The organism is Microbacterium sp., from assembly GCF_031178445.1.
Lineage (GTDB): Bacteria > Actinomycetota > Actinomycetes > Actinomycetales > Microbacteriaceae > Microbacterium.
In genome coordinates this window covers 285,305-300,609 of record NZ_JAPSIY010000002.1, presented here as the reverse complement: position 1 = coordinate 300,609, position 15,305 = coordinate 285,305, and the positions used below count along the sequence as shown (strand labels likewise).

14 protein-coding genes are annotated in these 15,305 nt (G+C 68.0%); 4 read left to right on the top strand and 10 right to left on the bottom strand.

Annotated features, from left to right (window positions below; translation table 11 throughout):
- Both RIN43_RS04280 and RIN43_RS04275 read right to left on the bottom strand, forming a co-directional pair.
- Positions 1 to 942, bottom strand: a complete 942-nt coding sequence (locus RIN43_RS04280; RefSeq protein ID WP_309127641.1) for a hypothetical protein — start codon at positions 940 to 942, stop codon at positions 1 to 3.
- Positions 939 to 1,949, bottom strand: coding sequence for a hypothetical protein (locus tag RIN43_RS04275; RefSeq protein ID WP_309127640.1), 1,011 nt, complete (start codon positions 1,947 to 1,949; stop codon positions 939 to 941). The genes RIN43_RS04280 and RIN43_RS04275 overlap by 4 nt, the downstream gene beginning before the upstream one ends.
- Before the next feature lie 61 nt (positions 1,950 to 2,010).
- Here RIN43_RS04275 and rfbA point away from each other — a divergent pair, with 61 nt between their 5' ends.
- Genes rfbA through RIN43_RS04260 form a run of 3 tightly spaced genes read left to right on the top strand, consistent with a single transcriptional unit; the run spans position 2,011 to position 5,257 of the window.
- Positions 2,011 to 2,883 carry a glucose-1-phosphate thymidylyltransferase RfbA gene (gene rfbA, locus RIN43_RS04270; protein ID WP_309127639.1) on the top strand — a complete coding sequence of 291 codons (873 nt, stop codon included), beginning with the start codon at positions 2,011 to 2,013 and terminating at the stop codon, positions 2,881 to 2,883.
- Positions 2,880 to 3,875: a dTDP-glucose 4,6-dehydratase gene (rfbB, locus tag RIN43_RS04265; protein ID WP_309127638.1), complete on the top strand. Its 996-nt coding sequence runs from the start codon at positions 2,880 to 2,882 to the stop codon at positions 3,873 to 3,875. The genes rfbA and rfbB overlap by 4 nt, the downstream gene beginning before the upstream one ends.
- Positions 3,872 to 5,257 carry a bifunctional dTDP-4-dehydrorhamnose 3,5-epimerase family protein/NAD(P)-dependent oxidoreductase gene (locus tag RIN43_RS04260; protein ID WP_309127637.1) on the top strand — a complete coding sequence of 462 codons (1,386 nt, stop codon included), beginning with the start codon at positions 3,872 to 3,874 and terminating at the stop codon, positions 5,255 to 5,257. Before rfbB ends, RIN43_RS04260 begins: the two co-directional genes overlap by 4 nt.
- Before the next feature lie 24 nt (positions 5,258 to 5,281).
- Here RIN43_RS04260 and RIN43_RS04255 read toward each other — a convergent pair whose 3' ends face one another.
- The 8 genes from RIN43_RS04255 to truA all read right to left on the bottom strand — a co-directional run bounded on the left by RIN43_RS04255 (position 5,282) and on the right by truA (position 13,341).
- Complete coding sequence (locus tag RIN43_RS04255; RefSeq protein WP_309127636.1) at positions 5,282 to 5,722, bottom strand: VanZ family protein; 441 nt, start codon at positions 5,720 to 5,722, stop codon at positions 5,282 to 5,284.
- Between the two features lie 125 nt (positions 5,723 to 5,847).
- A complete protein-coding gene (gene glmM / locus RIN43_RS04250) occupies positions 5,848 to 7,206 on the bottom strand; it encodes a phosphoglucosamine mutase (RefSeq protein ID WP_309127635.1) in 1,359 nt (452 codons plus the stop codon).
- A gap of 17 nt (positions 7,207 to 7,223) precedes the next feature.
- Positions 7,224 to 7,709 carry a 30S ribosomal protein S9 gene (rpsI, locus tag RIN43_RS04245; RefSeq protein WP_309127634.1) on the bottom strand — a complete coding sequence of 162 codons (486 nt, stop codon included), beginning with the start codon at positions 7,707 to 7,709 and terminating at the stop codon, positions 7,224 to 7,226.
- Between the two features lie 29 nt (positions 7,710 to 7,738).
- On the bottom strand, positions 7,739 to 8,185 hold the full coding sequence (gene rplM, locus RIN43_RS04240) for a 50S ribosomal protein L13 (RefSeq protein ID WP_309127633.1): 447 nt from the start codon (positions 8,183 to 8,185) through the stop codon (positions 7,739 to 7,741).
- Positions 8,186 to 8,375: 190 nt separating this feature from the next.
- Positions 8,376 to 10,388: a DUF4012 domain-containing protein gene (locus RIN43_RS04235; RefSeq protein WP_309127632.1), complete on the bottom strand. Its 2,013-nt coding sequence runs from the start codon at positions 10,386 to 10,388 to the stop codon at positions 8,376 to 8,378.
- A 102-nt stretch (positions 10,389 to 10,490) separates the two neighbouring features.
- Positions 10,491 to 11,159 carry an endonuclease/exonuclease/phosphatase family protein gene (locus tag RIN43_RS04230; protein WP_309127631.1) on the bottom strand — a complete coding sequence of 223 codons (669 nt, stop codon included), beginning with the start codon at positions 11,157 to 11,159 and terminating at the stop codon, positions 10,491 to 10,493.
- 9 nt (positions 11,160 to 11,168) lie between these two features.
- Positions 11,169 to 12,479, bottom strand: a complete 1,311-nt coding sequence (locus RIN43_RS04225) for a hypothetical protein (protein WP_309127630.1) — start codon at positions 12,477 to 12,479, stop codon at positions 11,169 to 11,171.
- Complete coding sequence (truA, locus tag RIN43_RS04220; protein WP_309127629.1) at positions 12,472 to 13,341, bottom strand: tRNA pseudouridine(38-40) synthase TruA; 870 nt, start codon at positions 13,339 to 13,341, stop codon at positions 12,472 to 12,474. Before truA ends, RIN43_RS04225 begins: the two co-directional genes overlap by 8 nt.
- A 59-nt stretch (positions 13,342 to 13,400) precedes the next feature.
- On the opposite strand from truA, the gene RIN43_RS04215 reads away from it, so the two are divergent.
- A complete protein-coding gene (locus RIN43_RS04215) occupies positions 13,401 to 15,239 on the top strand; it encodes an acyltransferase family protein (RefSeq protein WP_309127628.1) in 1,839 nt (612 codons plus the stop codon).
- The last annotated feature ends 66 nt before the right edge of the window (positions 15,240 to 15,305 follow it).

Here is a 15,305-nt window from a genome sequence, read left to right as displayed (position 1 = left end):
TCACGACTCGCCGCCCTCAGGCCGTTCGGCATCGTCGATCTGAAGCGGAGCTCCACCCGGCGGTTCGGGCACGCGAGACACGCGGTAGCGCCCGTCATCGCGACGGCGCAGCGGGGTCGTCAAAGCGGTGACGTACGGATGCCGTGTACGCCACACCCACCTGCGGTAGATCTTCGGCGGGCGCAACGAGTCACTGTGTCCCGACCAGCCGAACTTGCGCCGGATCACAGCCGGATCCCGCACCCAGGAGAAGTGCAGCACGGCGTCACGCGGATCGACGACGGCGTGGACCTCTGCGTCCGCCGGTCGCCAGGGATCGGTGTTCCGTCGTCGGAAGTCGACGCGAAACAGCTCTGCCTCTGCTTGTCGCGCGTGTCGCAACCGCGTCCCCGCCCGAACCGCCAAGGGGCCGGGGAATGACGCCGCGCGTGTCCACCATCGGCCTGTCACCTCAAGGTACCGCCCGGAACCGGCCCTCGTGTAGAGCCAGCGGGATGGGAAATCGAGTCCCCCGGCTCCCGACAGCGCCGCCCTGTCGAGCATGTCGAAGAAGACCGGCGGCGATGCTATCACCTCGTCTGTATCGAGTTGCAGCACCCAGTCCGCGCCTTCCGAAGCCTGATCCAGCGCGGTCTGCCGTTGAAAGGTCTCGTTGTCGAAGCCGCTGTGCCTGTGCCGCGCGAAGTCCCCCGGCGCCAGCACCAGCTTTCGGTTCCGATCCATCGCCGAGATGATCCGCAAGCATTGTGCAACCGGCAGCGGTGTTCCGGTCCACGACGTATGGGTGCGGTCGAATGACACCACGATGCGGTCGACATGGTCGTAGTACGCTCCGACGCTCTGAGCAAGATAGCTCGGATCGGCCAGCAGCACATAAGCAGTGAGACGTCGCCGCTGTCTGGTCGCATCTGCAGTCACAGCATCCACGCGCTCTCCCTTCATCCCTGCCTCCGACGCAGCAGCCGCCTGACTCGGCTCAGCGCTGCGACCGGCGCGGCTCCCAACAGGGCCGCGAACGCCTTGGAGCGCTCGATCGGCGGGGCCGCGACGAGAGCCCGCCAATTCTCCTCCACGACGCCCGCCGGTGAGTACTGCGCTGCGGCCGCCGGCAGCGCAGCACGGATCTTCTCTGCGAGATCGGCTCTCTCGCGCAGCGCTCGAAGGGCGCGCAGGTAGCCTTCGCTCCCGTCGTCGTCGGCGACGACCATCGTCTCACCGTCAGTTCCGTTCTCAAGGTAACCGACGAAGGGCCCGCAGACCGGAATCACTCCTCCTGCCCACGCGGCCACGAGCTTCGTGGGTGGCTTGCTGCGGTCGTCGACTCCAGGCGCGTGTGTACAGAGCACTGCATCGAGGTTTGTGAAGTCCGTCCAGCGGCCGTTCGCCTCCGTGTCGATTCGGAGAGTGAGGCCGAGGTCGCCGAGACGCTCTTCGAAGTCATCGTCCACCCACGCGGGGATGTTGTACGAGTACGCCTTGATCGCCACGTTCTCAAGGCGCGTGCCGCGCGCGGCATCCCGTGGGCATAGACCGCGCTGCGGCAGAAGCGGCAGCACCCGCTGTCTCGGCAGCCGGATGCTGGCCCGCGTGGGCATCGCTTCAAGCGTCGTGAACGATGGCGCTCGCACGCTGAGATAGGTGTCGACACGCAGCACGATGACGCTCGGCCGGCGGTGCAGCCCTAGCAAGGAGGCCGCGAAACGAAGCATCATCCTTGCCGGGATCTGCGGCTGATGGGCCACGAGCTCTTCCAAAGAAGCGACGACAGCGGTGCTTCGCGACGGCGGCCGTGGACCGATGGTGACCGCTCGCCCCTCCGAACGCATCCGCTGATACAGCTCGAGGAATGCATGGCCGTACGCCGTCGGATGAGAGTCGGGGTCGGCGTCCGGGTTCCACGGATCGAGCGCCTCACGGTGGCGGGTCCAGAAATGCACGTGCGGCGACAACGCTCACCCCTTCCCCAATTGGAGTGATCGTACCGGCAGTCGGTACTGGCATCATGTAACCATGAAGGGGATCATCCTCGCTGGGGGCTCGGGGACTCGGCTGCACCCGATCACGCTCGGCGTCTCGAAACAGCTGATACCCGTGTTCGACAAGCCGATGATCTACTATCCGCTGTCGACGCTCATGCTCGCCGGCATCCGCGACATCCTGGTGATCACCACGCCCCTCGACGCTCCGTTCTTCGAACGCCTGCTGGGCGACGGCTCGCGTTTCGGTATCTCACTCTCCTACGCGAAACAGCCCTCGCCCGATGGCCTCGCGCAGGCCTTCACCATCGGCGCGGACTTCATCGCGGACGATCGGGTGGCGCTGGTGCTCGGTGACAACCTGCTGTACGGCCCCGGGCTGGGCAGTCAGCTCAAGCGCTTCACAACCGTGCAAGGTGGCGCGATCTTCGCCTACTGGGTCGCCGAGCCGCGAGCCTACGGCGTGATCGAGTTCGATGCGGGCGGTGGCGCGGTCTCCCTGGAGGAGAAGCCGGAAGTACCGAAGAGCAGCTATGCGGTTCCCGGTCTCTACTTCTACGACAACGACGTCGTAGAGATCGCCCGTGGTCTGCGACCTTCAGCACGTGGTGAGTACGAGATCACGGACGTGAACCGCGAGTATCTGGAGCGTGGCGCACTGCACGTGGAAGTGCTTCCGCGCGGCACGGCATGGCTGGACACGGGGACGTTCGACCAGATGACGGATGCCGCCGACTATGTGCGCACGATGGAGCGCCGCACGGGCATGAAGATCGGCGCCCCGGAAGAGGTCGCGTGGCGACAGGGGTATCTGACCGATGATGAGTTGCGCGAGCGCGCGGAGTCGTTGGTCAAGTCGGGCTACGGCACTTACCTGCTGGGGCTGCTGGAGAGGGGCGACCGATGAGGCTGCTGGTCACCGGGGGCGCCGGTTTCATCGGATCGAACTTCGTGCACCACGTCGTCGGACACACCGACCATCACGTGACCGTGATCGACAAGCTCACCTACGCAGGCAACCGTGCGTCCCTTGCGGGGCTTGCCGCCGAGCGGGTGCGGTTCGTGCAGGGCGACATCGCGGATGCCGGCCTGGTGGATGCGCTGCTCGCGGAGGCGGATGCGGTGGTGCACTACGCGGCGGAATCCCACAACGACAACTCGCTGCACGATCCTCGTCCGTTCCTGGACACCAACATCCTCGGCACCTACACGCTGCTTGAGGCGGCGCGCCGGCACGACGTGCGCTTCCATCACATCTCCACCGACGAGGTGTACGGCGATCTCGAACTGGATGACCCGGCGCGGTTCACCGAGTCCACCCCGTACAACCCGTCTTCGCCGTACTCGTCGACCAAGGCCGGATCGGACCTGCTGGTACGCGCCTGGGTGCGCTCGTTCGGGGTGCGGGCGACAATCTCGAACTGTTCGAACAACTACGGCCCGTACCAGCACGTGGAGAAGTTCATCCCCCGCCAGATCACGAACGTGATCCGAGGCATCCGCCCCAAGCTGTACGGCGCCGGGCAGAACGTGCGCGACTGGATCCACGCCGACGACCACTCCTCCGCCGTGCTCACCATCCTCCAGAAGGGCCGCGTCGGCGAGACCTACCTGATCGGCGCCGACGGCGAGAAGGACAACAAGACCGTCGTCGAACTCATCCTCACCCTGATGGGCCAGCCCTCCGACGCCTACGACCACGTCACCGACCGCGCCGGGCACGACCTGCGCTACGCCATCGACTCGACCAAGCTGCGAGACGAGCTCGGCTGGACGCCCCAGTACGGCGACTTCGAGCAAGGTCTCGCCGCGACCATCGACTGGTACCGCGCCAACGAGGACTGGTGGGCGCCATCGAAGGACGCCACCGAAGCCTTCTATGCGGGGAAGGGACAGTGATCGCCGAGACGTCGATCCCCGGCCTTCTGGTCGTCGATCTGGCCCTGCACGGCGACAAGCGCGGCTGGTTCAAGGAGAACTGGCAGCGGGCCAAGATGACGGCAGCGGGCCTGCCCGACCTCGGCCCCGTGCAGAACAACATCGCCTTCAACGGAACTGTGGGAGCCACCCGCGGCATCCACGCCGAGCCATGGGACAAGTACGTCTCCGTCGCCACCGGCCGCATCTTCGGCGCCTGGGTCGACCTGCGCCAGGGTCCGACCTTCGGCACCGTCTTCACCACCGAAATAGACCCCTCCAGAGCAGTCTTCGTGCCCCGCGGCGTCGGCAACGCCTACCAGACCCTCGAACCAGACACCGCCTACGTCTACCTCGTCAACGACCACTGGTCCCCCGAATCGAGCTACACCTTCCTCAACCTCGCCGACGAGACTGTCGCCATCCCCTGGCCCATCCCCCTCCACGACGCCGAGCTCTCCGACAGGGACAAGGCCCACCCCCGACTCGCCGACGTCACCCCAGTGCCACCGAAGAAGACCCTCATCCTCGGGGCAGACGGACAGCTCGGCCGAGCACTGCGCACGGAGTACGGCGAGCAGCCGCACATCGAATACGCCACCCGCGCCGACCTCGACATCACGGCCACCGACCTCGACACCGCCCGCCGCTGGCAGGACTACGAGGTCATCATCAACGCCGCCGCATACACCGCCGTCGACACCGCCGAATCCGCACAGGGCCGCGCTGCCGCCTGGTCCGTCAACGCCAACGCGGTCAGCCGCCTTGCCGCGATCGCCGAACGGCACCGCATCACTCTCGTGCACGTCTCGAGCGACTATGTCTTCGACGGTGCCTCCGAACGCCCCTATCTCGAGACCGACCCGCTCACCCCGCTCGGCGTCTACGGGCAGTCGAAGGCCGCCGGCGATCTCGCCGCCGCCACCGCCACCAGGCACTACATCGTCCGCACGTCGTGGGTCATCGGCGACGGCCCCAACTTCGTGCGCACCATGGCCTCACTGGCCGCCCGCGGCGTCGATCCGCGCGTGATCGACGACCAGTCCGGCCGCCTCACCTTCGCCGAAGACATCGCCGCCGGCATCCGCCACCTGCTCGACACGCACGCCCCCTACGGCACATACAACCTCACGGGCGCAGGCGAGGTGCGCACGTGGGCGCAGATCGCCGGCGAGATTTTCCGCCTGACGGGCCACGCCCCCGGCCGCGTGATGCCGGTGCGCGCCGCTGACTATCACGCGGATGCGGAGGAGCCGGTCGCCCCGCGGCCCAAGAACAGCGTGCTCGATCTCACGAAGATCCAGTCGACGGGATTCTCACCGCGCGACGCCACCTCTTCGCTGGCGACCTACCTGGCGCGGTGACCTCTCGATCCCGGCGAAGGCCCGTCAGCGCGTACGAGCGCGGAGCGCCTCCGCGCTCACGACCACGACGAGCCCGAAGCATGCGCCCGATACGTTCGCGACGATGTCGAGCACGCTGGGCGTGCGCTCGGCGATGAGCACGGCCTGCACGCTCTCGATGGTCAGCGAAGAAAGCAGCGCCAAAGGCATGATCAGGTAACGCAGCTCGCGCATCAGCAGCGCGAGGCCGATCCCGAACGGCGCGAACAGCACGATGTTCGAGCCGAACTCCAGCCGTTCGTAGGTCAGCAGCGGAACGGTGTCGAACAGCCAGCGCAGGAACCGCCCCGCACCGGCGTCGACCGGCTGAGGCCAGAAGGCGATGAGCGCGAGCACGATGCTGTACACCGCGACCCACGTCGACGTCCGCCGCCACATGGGCACTGTCGCCTTCACCTTTCCGGCGATCTGCACCACGTTCACCACGTGAGCAGGCGGCGGCGGAGGTGGCGGCGCGGCCGGACCGTCATACGGCATCCGTTCACCTCCCCCTACCCCGGATCGAGACGCGGGTCATGCTCGTGCGACGAACCGCCGCACGAGCCACGACTCTACAGCGCCAGACGCTGCCTGACGACCTCGGCGAGCTGCTCGGCGCACTCCTGAGCCGTCGCCTTGTCGGCCGCCTCAACCATCACGCGAACCAGTGACTCGGTGCCCGAGGCGCGCAGCAGTACGCGACCGGTGCCGCCCAGCTGCTCCTCGCAGGCGCGCACGGCTGCCACGACGCCCTCATCGTCTGTGCGCGTCTTGTCGACGTCCTTCACATTGATGAGCACCTGCGGGTAGACGGTCATCACCGACGCCAGCTCAGCGAGCGACTTCTTCTGGCGCGCCATCTCGGCCACCAGATGCAGGCCCGTGAGCAGCCCGTCACCGGTGGTGGCGAAATCGCTCATGATCACATGGCCGGACTGCTCGCCGCCGAGCGAATAACCGCCCGCGTTCATGTCCTCGAGCACGTACCGGTCGCCCACCGCCGTCTGACGGACGGTGATGCCCTGCTCGCGCATGGCGACGTGAAGGCCGAGATTGCTCATCACGGTGGCGACCAGCGTGTCGCCGTGGAGCTTGCCACGGCTCTTCATCGCCACGGCCAGGATCGCCATGATCTGGTCGCCGTCCACCACGTTGCCCTCGGCATCCACCGCCAGGCAGCGGTCGGCGTCGCCGTCATGCGCAATGCCCACATCGGCTCCGACACGCACGACCTCGGCGGCCAGCTTGTCGAGGTGCGTCGACCCGACGCCGTCGTTGATGTTCAACCCGTCGGGCGCGGCGCCGATGACGGTCACCTTGGCACCTGCGTTGCTGAACGCCTCGGGCGATGCCCCGGAGGCCGCGCCGTGGGCGCAGTCGAGCACCACGTGGATGCCATCGAGACGATGCGGAAGCGACGCCAGCAGGTGCAGCACATAGCGGTCCTCGGCGTCCGAGAAGCGCTGCACGCGACCCACGTCGCCGCCGGTCGGCTGCAGCTTGGTGCCGGCGTCCATGGTCGCTTCGATGCGCTGCTCGACGATGTCGGGCAGCTTCCGTCCGCCACGGGCGAAGATCTTGATGCCGTTGTCGGGAGCCGGGTTGTGCGATGCCGAGATCATCACGCCGAAGTCGGCGTCGATGTCGGAGATCAGGAAGGCCGTCGCAGGGGTCGGCAGTGTGCCTGCATCCAGCACGTCGACGCCCGAAGAGGCGAGACCCGCCTCGACGGCGGCGCTGAGGAACTGACCCGAGATGCGCGGGTCGCGAGCGACCACCGCGGTGAGCCGCTTGCCCGCGGCGCGACGCGCCTCAGCAATACGGCCCTGGCCCAGGACGACGGCAGTCGCCTGGGCCAGGGAGAGCGCGAGTTCGGCGGTGAGGGGGCCGTTGGCCAGCCCCCGCACGCCGTCCGTACCGAACAGTGCCATAGAGGGAACTGCGCGGATCAGCGCTTCGAGTACTGAGGAGCCTTGCGGGCCTTCTTGAGACCGGCCTTCTTGCGCTCGATGACGCGGGCGTCACGCGAGAGGAAGCCGGCCTTCTTCAGCACCGGACGGTTGTTCTCGGCGTCGATGTTGTTCAGTGCACGGGCGATGCCGAGACGCAGCGCGCCGGCCTGGCCCGAGTCGCCGCCACCCGAGATACGGGCGATGACGTCGTACGCACCCTGCAGGTTGAGAACCGTGAACGGGTCGTTGATCAGCTGCTGGTGCAGCTTGTTCGGGAAGTAGTCCTCGAGCGTGCGGCCGTTGACCGTGATGGTGCCCGAACCGGGAACCAGACGCACGCGGGCGATGGCCTGCTTGCGACGGCCCACGGCAGCGCCGGGAACGGAGAGCACGGGGCGCGGAGCCGACTCCACGACCTCGGTCTCAGGGCTCGAGGTGGAGAAGTTCTGCGGGAATTCGGTGGTGTCCTGGATTTCAGCCACGAGTATGTCCTTTGAAATCTGAGGGGCGCTTACTGGGCGACCTGGTCGAGGGTGTACGGCGTGGGCTGCTGAGCGGCGTGCGGGTGCTCGGCACCGGCGTAGACCTTCAGCTTCGACAGCTGCTGGCGACCCAGGGTGTTCTTCGGGAGCATGCCGCGGACGGCCTTCTCCACGGCGCGAACCGGGTTCTTCTCGAGAAGCTCGGCGTACGAGACGGACTTCAGGCCGCCCGGGTAACCCGAGTGGCGGTAGGCCATCTTCTTCTGGAGCTTCTGACCCGTGAGGGCGACCTTGTCGGCGTTGACGATGACGACGAAGTCGCCGGTGTCGACGTGGGGAGCGAAGGTCGGCTTGTGCTTGCCGCGCAGGATTGCGGCGGCGTGCGATGCCAGGCGGCCGAGAACGACGTCGGTGGCGTCGATGACGATCCAGTCTCGCTGGACCTGCCCGGCCTTCGGGGTGTAAGTGCGCGTCACGATAGTGCTGCTTTCTTGATTCGAACGGAGAAGTTCGTGAATCCCACTCCGGGGTGGTTCTCGGCCTGATCGGTCCGGGAACACGCCAGTGGAGGGCTCACGTTCGTCGTGCTCGCCATCCGGACAGGCCGAAGGGCAGGCACCAAAGGGTTAGCCTACCGCATCCGGCCTGCTGAACCCAACTCGTCGGTTACTCCGCAGCCGGGAACATGTCGAGGCAGGACTTGTCGACGCTGACCGGCGTCTTCGTCACAGTCGGCGTGTACCGCACCTCCAGCGGGGCGGTGGCTCCCTCGGGAATCGTGGACGTGAACGACACCTTCTTGGTCTCGTCCTTCGCGAGGGTGATGAACAGGCTCTCGGCCTGGCGCCCCTTGTATGCGGCGCTGCGATCCCAACCGTCGCGATCGCCGGAGCCCGGAGACGATCCCGTCAGCTTGCCGCCAGGAAGCGAGAGCCCGATCACGTCGAGGAACATCGTGGTGCGCGGGTACCCCCAGCTGCGGTTGCGGAAGCCGAGCGTGTAGTGGCTCAGGTCGGAGCCCGGAACGGCGTTGTGCATGGTCACCGTCGTGGTCATGGTGCGCTTCTCAGCCGAGCAGGTGACCGCCATCTCGGTCTTCAGGTAGTACTCCAGCTTCGAGTGCGACGAGTCGTTGAGATAGATCCCTGTCTGCGTGACGGTCTCGTTGTCGGTGGTCACCATGCCGTCGATGCCGAGCTCGACCGCCATCGCCTGCTGCTTCTCATCGGCGAACCATGCGTACACCCGCTGCTCGTCGGCCGCCTTCTGCAGCTGCTCGACCATCTTCAGCGGATCCCAGCCGCCGCTCATCACCTTCGCGAACACCGCCGATGAGACCTTGGCGAAATAGAGGTCGGCCAGGTCTCCCCTGCTGCCGAACCGCTCGTACGTGTCGCTGAGCAGGAGTTTCACCGCGTTGTCGGCCGTCACCGGCACGGTCTCACCCGGGACCAAGACGGGACCCGTGACGCTGAGCATGTAGGACAGCACGACAGGGTCGATGGAGATCACCCCGTTCGGCGCGCCGCCGACGGTCGCGCCCCACAGGCCGCTCATCATGTGCGCGGTGTCGGTGAAGTCGGGGGGACGCGTGTAATTCTGCGAGCGCTCCCAGGTGTCGGGCTCGAACAGCGCCATGGCGTTCCTGTCGGTCAGCGACTGAGGGTGCAGAGCCTTGGGGCCTTCGGCGATGAAGCGGAGAGCATCGGCGTCCTCGCGCATGGTCACCTTGCCGTTGTCGACGACCAGCACCGCGCCGGCCGCCGGGTTGCCGCCTGTGGCGCGCGTCTCGGCGAGGTTCTGGAACAGCATCGCGTACGAGCGCGGACCGTCGCCGCCGAGCACCGAAAGCACGAGGGGCAGGTTCTCCTCGGCGAAAGCGATCATGGGCGTCGAATCGTCGACGACGTCGACCAGCTGCTGGATGTTCTCACGCACGTAGGGGTGCACCGCGTCCAGGTCGATGCGGTCGACGTGCGACTTCGCCTCGTCGAACACGTCCCGCAGCGCGGGAAGCTTGGGCTGGGCGGCGCGGAACGGCTCGAGGTTGATGCCGCCGCCGTCGACCTTGAAGTTCTCGACGTCGGCGAGGGGCAGCAGCTCGACCGCGAGCGGCATCGCGTCGCGCACGAGAATGTGCGTCGCCTGGGTCGTCTCGCTGATCGCCGTGACGTTGGCACCCACCCATGGCACCCGGCTCGCGAGCCTCCACAGGTCGCTGCTGACGGTCTTGTTCGCGGATGCCGTGTAGGCGAGCACCTCCTCCGACGTACGCTTCGCACCGTCGAGGTCGCCGCTCTTGACGAGAGGGACGACCTGCGAGATGCGGCCCTTCGCGTCCTGCAGGTCGTCCTTCACCTGCATCGCCTGCATGAAGAAGACGCCTGCGATCGCGGCGAGCGCGATGATGATCAGCAGCAGCGACAGCAGCACGATCCATGGCCAGTGCCGACGTCGCTTTCCCCCGCCGGTGCCGTCGGGGTCGCCGGGCAGGCCGTCGTCCCCCTCCCCCGAGCCGAGGTCGAGCTCGAGAGTGGGGTCGAGATCCGCGAGGGTTCCCAGGTTCCGCGCCTCACGGCGCGTGCGCGGTGCGTTCGAAGCGGTGATGGCCTGCCCCTTGTCGGTCGCCGAGACGTATGGATTCAGGATAACCGCGGGCTCGCGGTCCGCCTCATGCACGCACGCGCATGATGGCGATTCACAGCGACGCCAGCAGCGTGCAGCTCCGTCAGCCGCCGCAGTGCCGAGGGTCGCCGGTGGTCGTGTGGATCCCCCTCAGCGTCACGCCGCCTCCGCCGTGACGAGGATCGGGCGGTGGTCGCTCGTGCGCTGCGGGAGTGTGCGGATGCTGTCGATCGAGAAGCCCACGGATGTCGCGAAGTCGTAATGCCCGCGGAGCACCCGGTAACGCGTATAGGTGTGGTCGTCGCTGAGGGTCAGCGAATAGCCGTGCTCGCGCACGCTCTGACCGAGGTTCTCTTTGAAGACGGGGTAGTTGTAGTCTCCGACCATCAGCACCGGCAGACCGGGCCCCATCGACTCCAGCTCGGTGAGGGCGGCGCGGATCTGGTTGCGGCGCAGAGCGTTCAGAGCGGTGAGCGGGGCGGCGTGGAACGAGGCGACGATGAGGCCGCGCCCCGAGTCGATCTCGTGCATGCGCACCCCGAGCACGCGCTCGTGCGCGGGTTTGAGCATGCGGTCGTGCAGCGACTTCTTGAGCCCGATCGTGCGCACCGCGTCTATGCGGAAGGTGTTGTGTCGGGCGTACACGGCGAGCCCCAGCCTGTTGCCCTTGGTGGAGTCGACCAGTTCGAGCCCACCGACCATCCTCGGCAGATCGGTGGTGTCGCATTCCTGCAGGCACAGGATGTCGGGGTCGTGCTCGTCGACCAGCCCCTCCAGCTCGGACGCCGCCCGATGCTTGCGCAGGTTGTACGAGATGACTCTCATGCGCCCACGTTATCGCCCGGTTTCCCGATGCCCGCCCTGCCTTGCGCGACGATTCGAGTCATGCAAGGGCGGATCACCGGGCAGCGTGCGGTCGCGCACCAGGGTGCGCAGCGCGACCTGCCGGCGCCAGGCCACCAGGCCCGCGAGCACCGCCGCGAAGAGCATCGCCTGGCCGACGGTGAGACCGATCGACGGGTCTAGCCCTTCCCACTCGGCGATGGCGACACCGCCGGCGACCATCAGCAGGCTCGTCCCGAACGCGGCCAGCGTGGTCGCGCCGAGGCGGGCGGCCGATGGCGTGGAAAGGAACTCGCCCAGCTTCTCGTCGGCGACTCGCACGCCGGATCGAGCGCGCAGCCAGCGCCGCAGCACCTCCTCGGTGACGAAGAGTCGCACAACCGAGAACAGCCACACTCCGATCGAGGCGATACCGAGCGCGGTGAGGATGCCGCCACCCGCTGTCGACAGCGAATCGATGAGGCCCTCCCCAGTCGGCCCCCACTCGTTCTGTTCACAGCCGCGGCACGGCTGGCGCAGCACGATCGCCAGCATGAACATCACTCCGCCCGCGCCGAGCAGCCAAGGCCCGACCGTCGCCAGGATCCCTTCGCGCCGGCGCCGCCGCAGCGCGGGTGGAAGCTCCGCAGGCGGCAGCTCCCGCCGCATCCGCCGCTCGGCCTTCTCAGCGGCCGCGCTGCGCGACCTCCACGTCGACAGCACGGCGTCGACGCGCTGACCCTGCGACGCCGAGATGCGCGCGCCCAGCACCATCAGCCCGTAGCCGGCGGCGGCGATCACGGCGCACCCTCCGGTCAGAACCCAGCCGATGCCGTCGTCGTTCTCGCCCTGCACCTGCATCACGAGCGTGACGAGCAGGAAGAGCGCCGTGATGGCGGCCCCGATCCACAACAAGACCAGACCCGTGCCGCGCACCGTCTCGCCGGGCGCGGTCCGCAGTCCCTCGCGCACCCCGCGCGGGGGCGAGTCGTGCGGATGCCGTGCGGCGAACGCCTCGGCGGCCCCGAACGTGGCGAACTTCCCTGCGACCAGCACAGCGGGCCAGGCCAGAGCCATCACGCCCCAGCTGATCAGCACGGAGCCCATGGACGCACGGAACAGCGCGTCCAGGTCGAGCGAGACGCCCATGCCGTCGAACAGCGACGTCTCCTCTTCGATGATCCCCAGCACGACCAGCAGCAGGAACGTGCCGACGCTGCCGACGGTGAGACCTACGACGACGTCGCGAAGCGCACTCACCAGCATCAGGGCGGGCGAATCGATCTCTCTGATCCGCGGAGAGCCCTCAGAGGTCTCAGCCACCGGCATCCGCGTTCCCCGGGGCTTCCCGTTCACGGCGAGCGCGAGTCTGCTCTGCGCGCGCCGCGAGCAACTCGTCGGCCGGGTAGCCGACCTCCGCGAGGGTGAGCCCCCTGGCAGGCAGCACTTTGAACGCGCTGGTGCGGCTCAGCTCGTCACGCAGGCGCGCCACGTCGCCGATCGTGAGCCTGCCCTCCCCCACCGCCGCGCACGCCCCGACCAGAGCGCGCACCATGCTGTGGCAGAAGGCATCGGCCTTCACCTCGGCGATCAGCACGCCCTCGGCGTCGCGACGCCACCGGTAGTCGAGCAGCGTCCGGATGGTCGTCGCCTCCTCGCGAGGCTTGCAGTACGCGGCGAAGTCGTGCAACCCGATGAGGGTCTGTGCCGCGGCATCCATCGCATCCGCGTCGAGCGCGACCTTGAGCGTCGTGGTGTCGTGGCGGCGCATCGGATCGTAGCCCGTGCCGGCGTCGGCCAGGCGGTAACGGTAGCGCCGCCATATCGCCGAGAATCTCGCGTCGAACCCGTCAGGGGCGATGCTCGTGCGCGTGACGGTCACGTCGGGGTACGCGCCCAGCACTCCCCGTATGCGGTGCGCCAGCGAACCCGCGGGATCGGAGGCGGCCCTGCCGTGGCGCGACTGCACTCGCGACCACTGCGCTTCGTCGAGGTCGACATGCGCGACCTGGTCGGCGGCGTGCACCCCGGCATCCGTGCGCCCGGCGACGACCAGCTGCATCTCGGAGCCGACGATGCGACCCAGTGCCGCCTCGAGCGTGCCCTGCACGGTACGCAGCCCCGGTTGTCTGGCCCACCCGCGGAAGTGGGTGCCGTCATAGGCGATGTCCAGGCGAATGCGCACGAAGCCAGCCTAAACTGGAGGGTCACATCGCCTCCGACACGATACTCACGCACGCTCAGATGACCTTCCCCTCCTCTCGCATCCCGCGCTACGCGGGACTCGACGGACTTCGGGCGATCGCGGTGGCGCTGGTGCTGATCTACCACTTGTTCCCCGGCACTCCGCTGCGCTCCGGCTTCGTCGGCGTCGACGTCTTCTTCGTGGTCAGCGGGTTCCTGATCACCTCCCTGCTGCTTCGCCCGACGCGCCTCGGAGTACGCCGCCGGCTGGTGGACTTCTGGCGCCGTCGCGCTCGTCGGCTGCTGCCGGCGCTCATCGTCGTGCTGACGGTGTGCTCGACCGCCGCATGGGCGATCGGCGGCGACGTGCTCGTGGGCATCGCGCGCCAGCTGCTGGGCGCCTTCACCTTCAGCTACAACTGGGCGGCCATCGCCGCAGGCTCGGACTACTTCGCCACGACCGCTCCCGAGCTGTTCCGCAACGTGTGGTCGCTGGCGGTCGAAGAGCAGTTCTACCTGCTCTGGCCGCTGCTGCTGCCGCTCGTGCTGCTGCTACCGGGTCGCTGGCCGCGCGTCGCCGTCGCGATGGGCGCCGCCGCAGGGTCGGCGTGGTGGATGTCGGTGCTCGCAGCGGAGGACGCGACCCGTGCGTACTTCGGCACCGACTCGCACGCCTTCGGGCTGCTGGCGGGGATCGCACTCGCCTTCGCGACCGAACGCATGCCGGATGCGGCATGGATGCGGACCCGTCTCGGTCAGGGCGGTGTCGCACTGCTCGGCATGATCGGACTGGGGACGATCGTGTTCGCCGCGCTGCTGCCCGACACGCAGGACGCCGCCTCGTTCCCCGGCACGCTGCTGCTGGCGTCGGCCGGGTCGCTGATGACGATCGCGGCGGGTGTCATGCCCGGCTCGCGGTTCGGCCGGATGCTCGACGTCGCGCCGCTGCGCTGGCTCGGCGACCGCTCGTACGGCGTCTACCTCTGGCACTGGCCCGTCCTCGTGCTCGCAACGGCCGCCGTCGCCGCCTGGGAGGTTCCGGGCTGGGCGGTCGGAGCGCTCGCGCTGCTGGTCACCCTGGTCTCGGCGTCCGCCTCGTATCGTTGGATCGAACAGCCCGTGCGCCGACTAGGGTTCCGCCGTTCGCTGCGTGCCGTGCGCGCTCGCCCGCGCAGCACACCCGCGGGCAGGTTCGCGATGCTCAGTGGTCTGGTCGGCTGCGTGATCGCCATCGGCGGCACCACCGCCGCCGTCGCGAGCGCCCCCGCCATGACCGCCTCGGAGCAGTCGATTCGCGATGGTCAGCAGGCGCTCAGGGAGGCCGAGGCCAGGAGGGCCGAGCAGACTCCCGCTCCTGCACCTTCGCCCGTGCAGATCACAGGCGAGCAGGTCACGGCCGTCGGCGACTCGGTGATGCTGGCGTCGGCACCCGCCCTCTATGAGCGGCTGCCTGGCATCGTCGTCGATGCCGAGGTTTCGCGCTCCATCTGGGCGGGAGCCGAGATCGTCGACCGGTTGGCGGTCTCGGGCGAGCTGCGCGATCACGTCGTCGTGGCGCTCGGCACCAACGGCCCTGTCGATAGGAGCGTGCTCAAGCACATCGCCGACACAGTGGGCCACGACCGCGACCTGATCCTGGTGAACGCCTATGCACCCCGCGAATGGATCGCGGGGGTCAACCGCGATCTCGACGCGTTCGCTCGCGGCCGCGCCGGGGTGGTCGTGGCCGACTGGTCGGGAGCGATCTCGAAGCACCCCGATCTGCTCGCCGGTGACCGGATCCACCCCGGCTCCGCCGGCGGCGAGATCTTCGCCGCCGTGGTGCAGCGAGGCATGGACGACGCCCGCAAGGAGCGCTCCACCCGCGCAGCGCTGCTCAGCTGGAAGCTGTGGGAGTGACGCCGGCCTAGCCGGGAGCACCTCCGCTCGTCAAGACGGTGCGGTCGCCGCTCGGTTCACGGCAGG

Excerpts from the sequence above, each read along its gene's own strand:
- glmM (WP_309127635.1), bottom strand. The coding sequence starts at position 7,206 with ATGGCACTGTTCGGTACGGACGGCGTGCGGGGGCTGGCCAACGGCCCC.
- rfbA (WP_309127639.1), top strand. The coding sequence starts at position 2,011 with ATGAAGGGGATCATCCTCGCTGGGGGCTCGGGGACTCGGCTGCACCCG.
- RIN43_RS04230 (WP_309127631.1), bottom strand. The coding sequence starts at position 11,159 with ATGAGAGTCATCTCGTACAACCTGCGCAAGCATCGGGCGGCGTCCGAG.
- RIN43_RS04280 (WP_309127641.1), bottom strand. The coding sequence starts at position 942 with ATGAAGGGAGAGCGCGTGGATGCTGTGACTGCAGATGCGACCAGACAG.
- rfbB (WP_309127638.1), top strand. The coding sequence starts at position 2,880 with ATGAGGCTGCTGGTCACCGGGGGCGCCGGTTTCATCGGATCGAACTTC.
- RIN43_RS04215 (WP_309127628.1), top strand. The coding sequence starts at position 13,401 with ATGACCTTCCCCTCCTCTCGCATCCCGCGCTACGCGGGACTCGACGGA.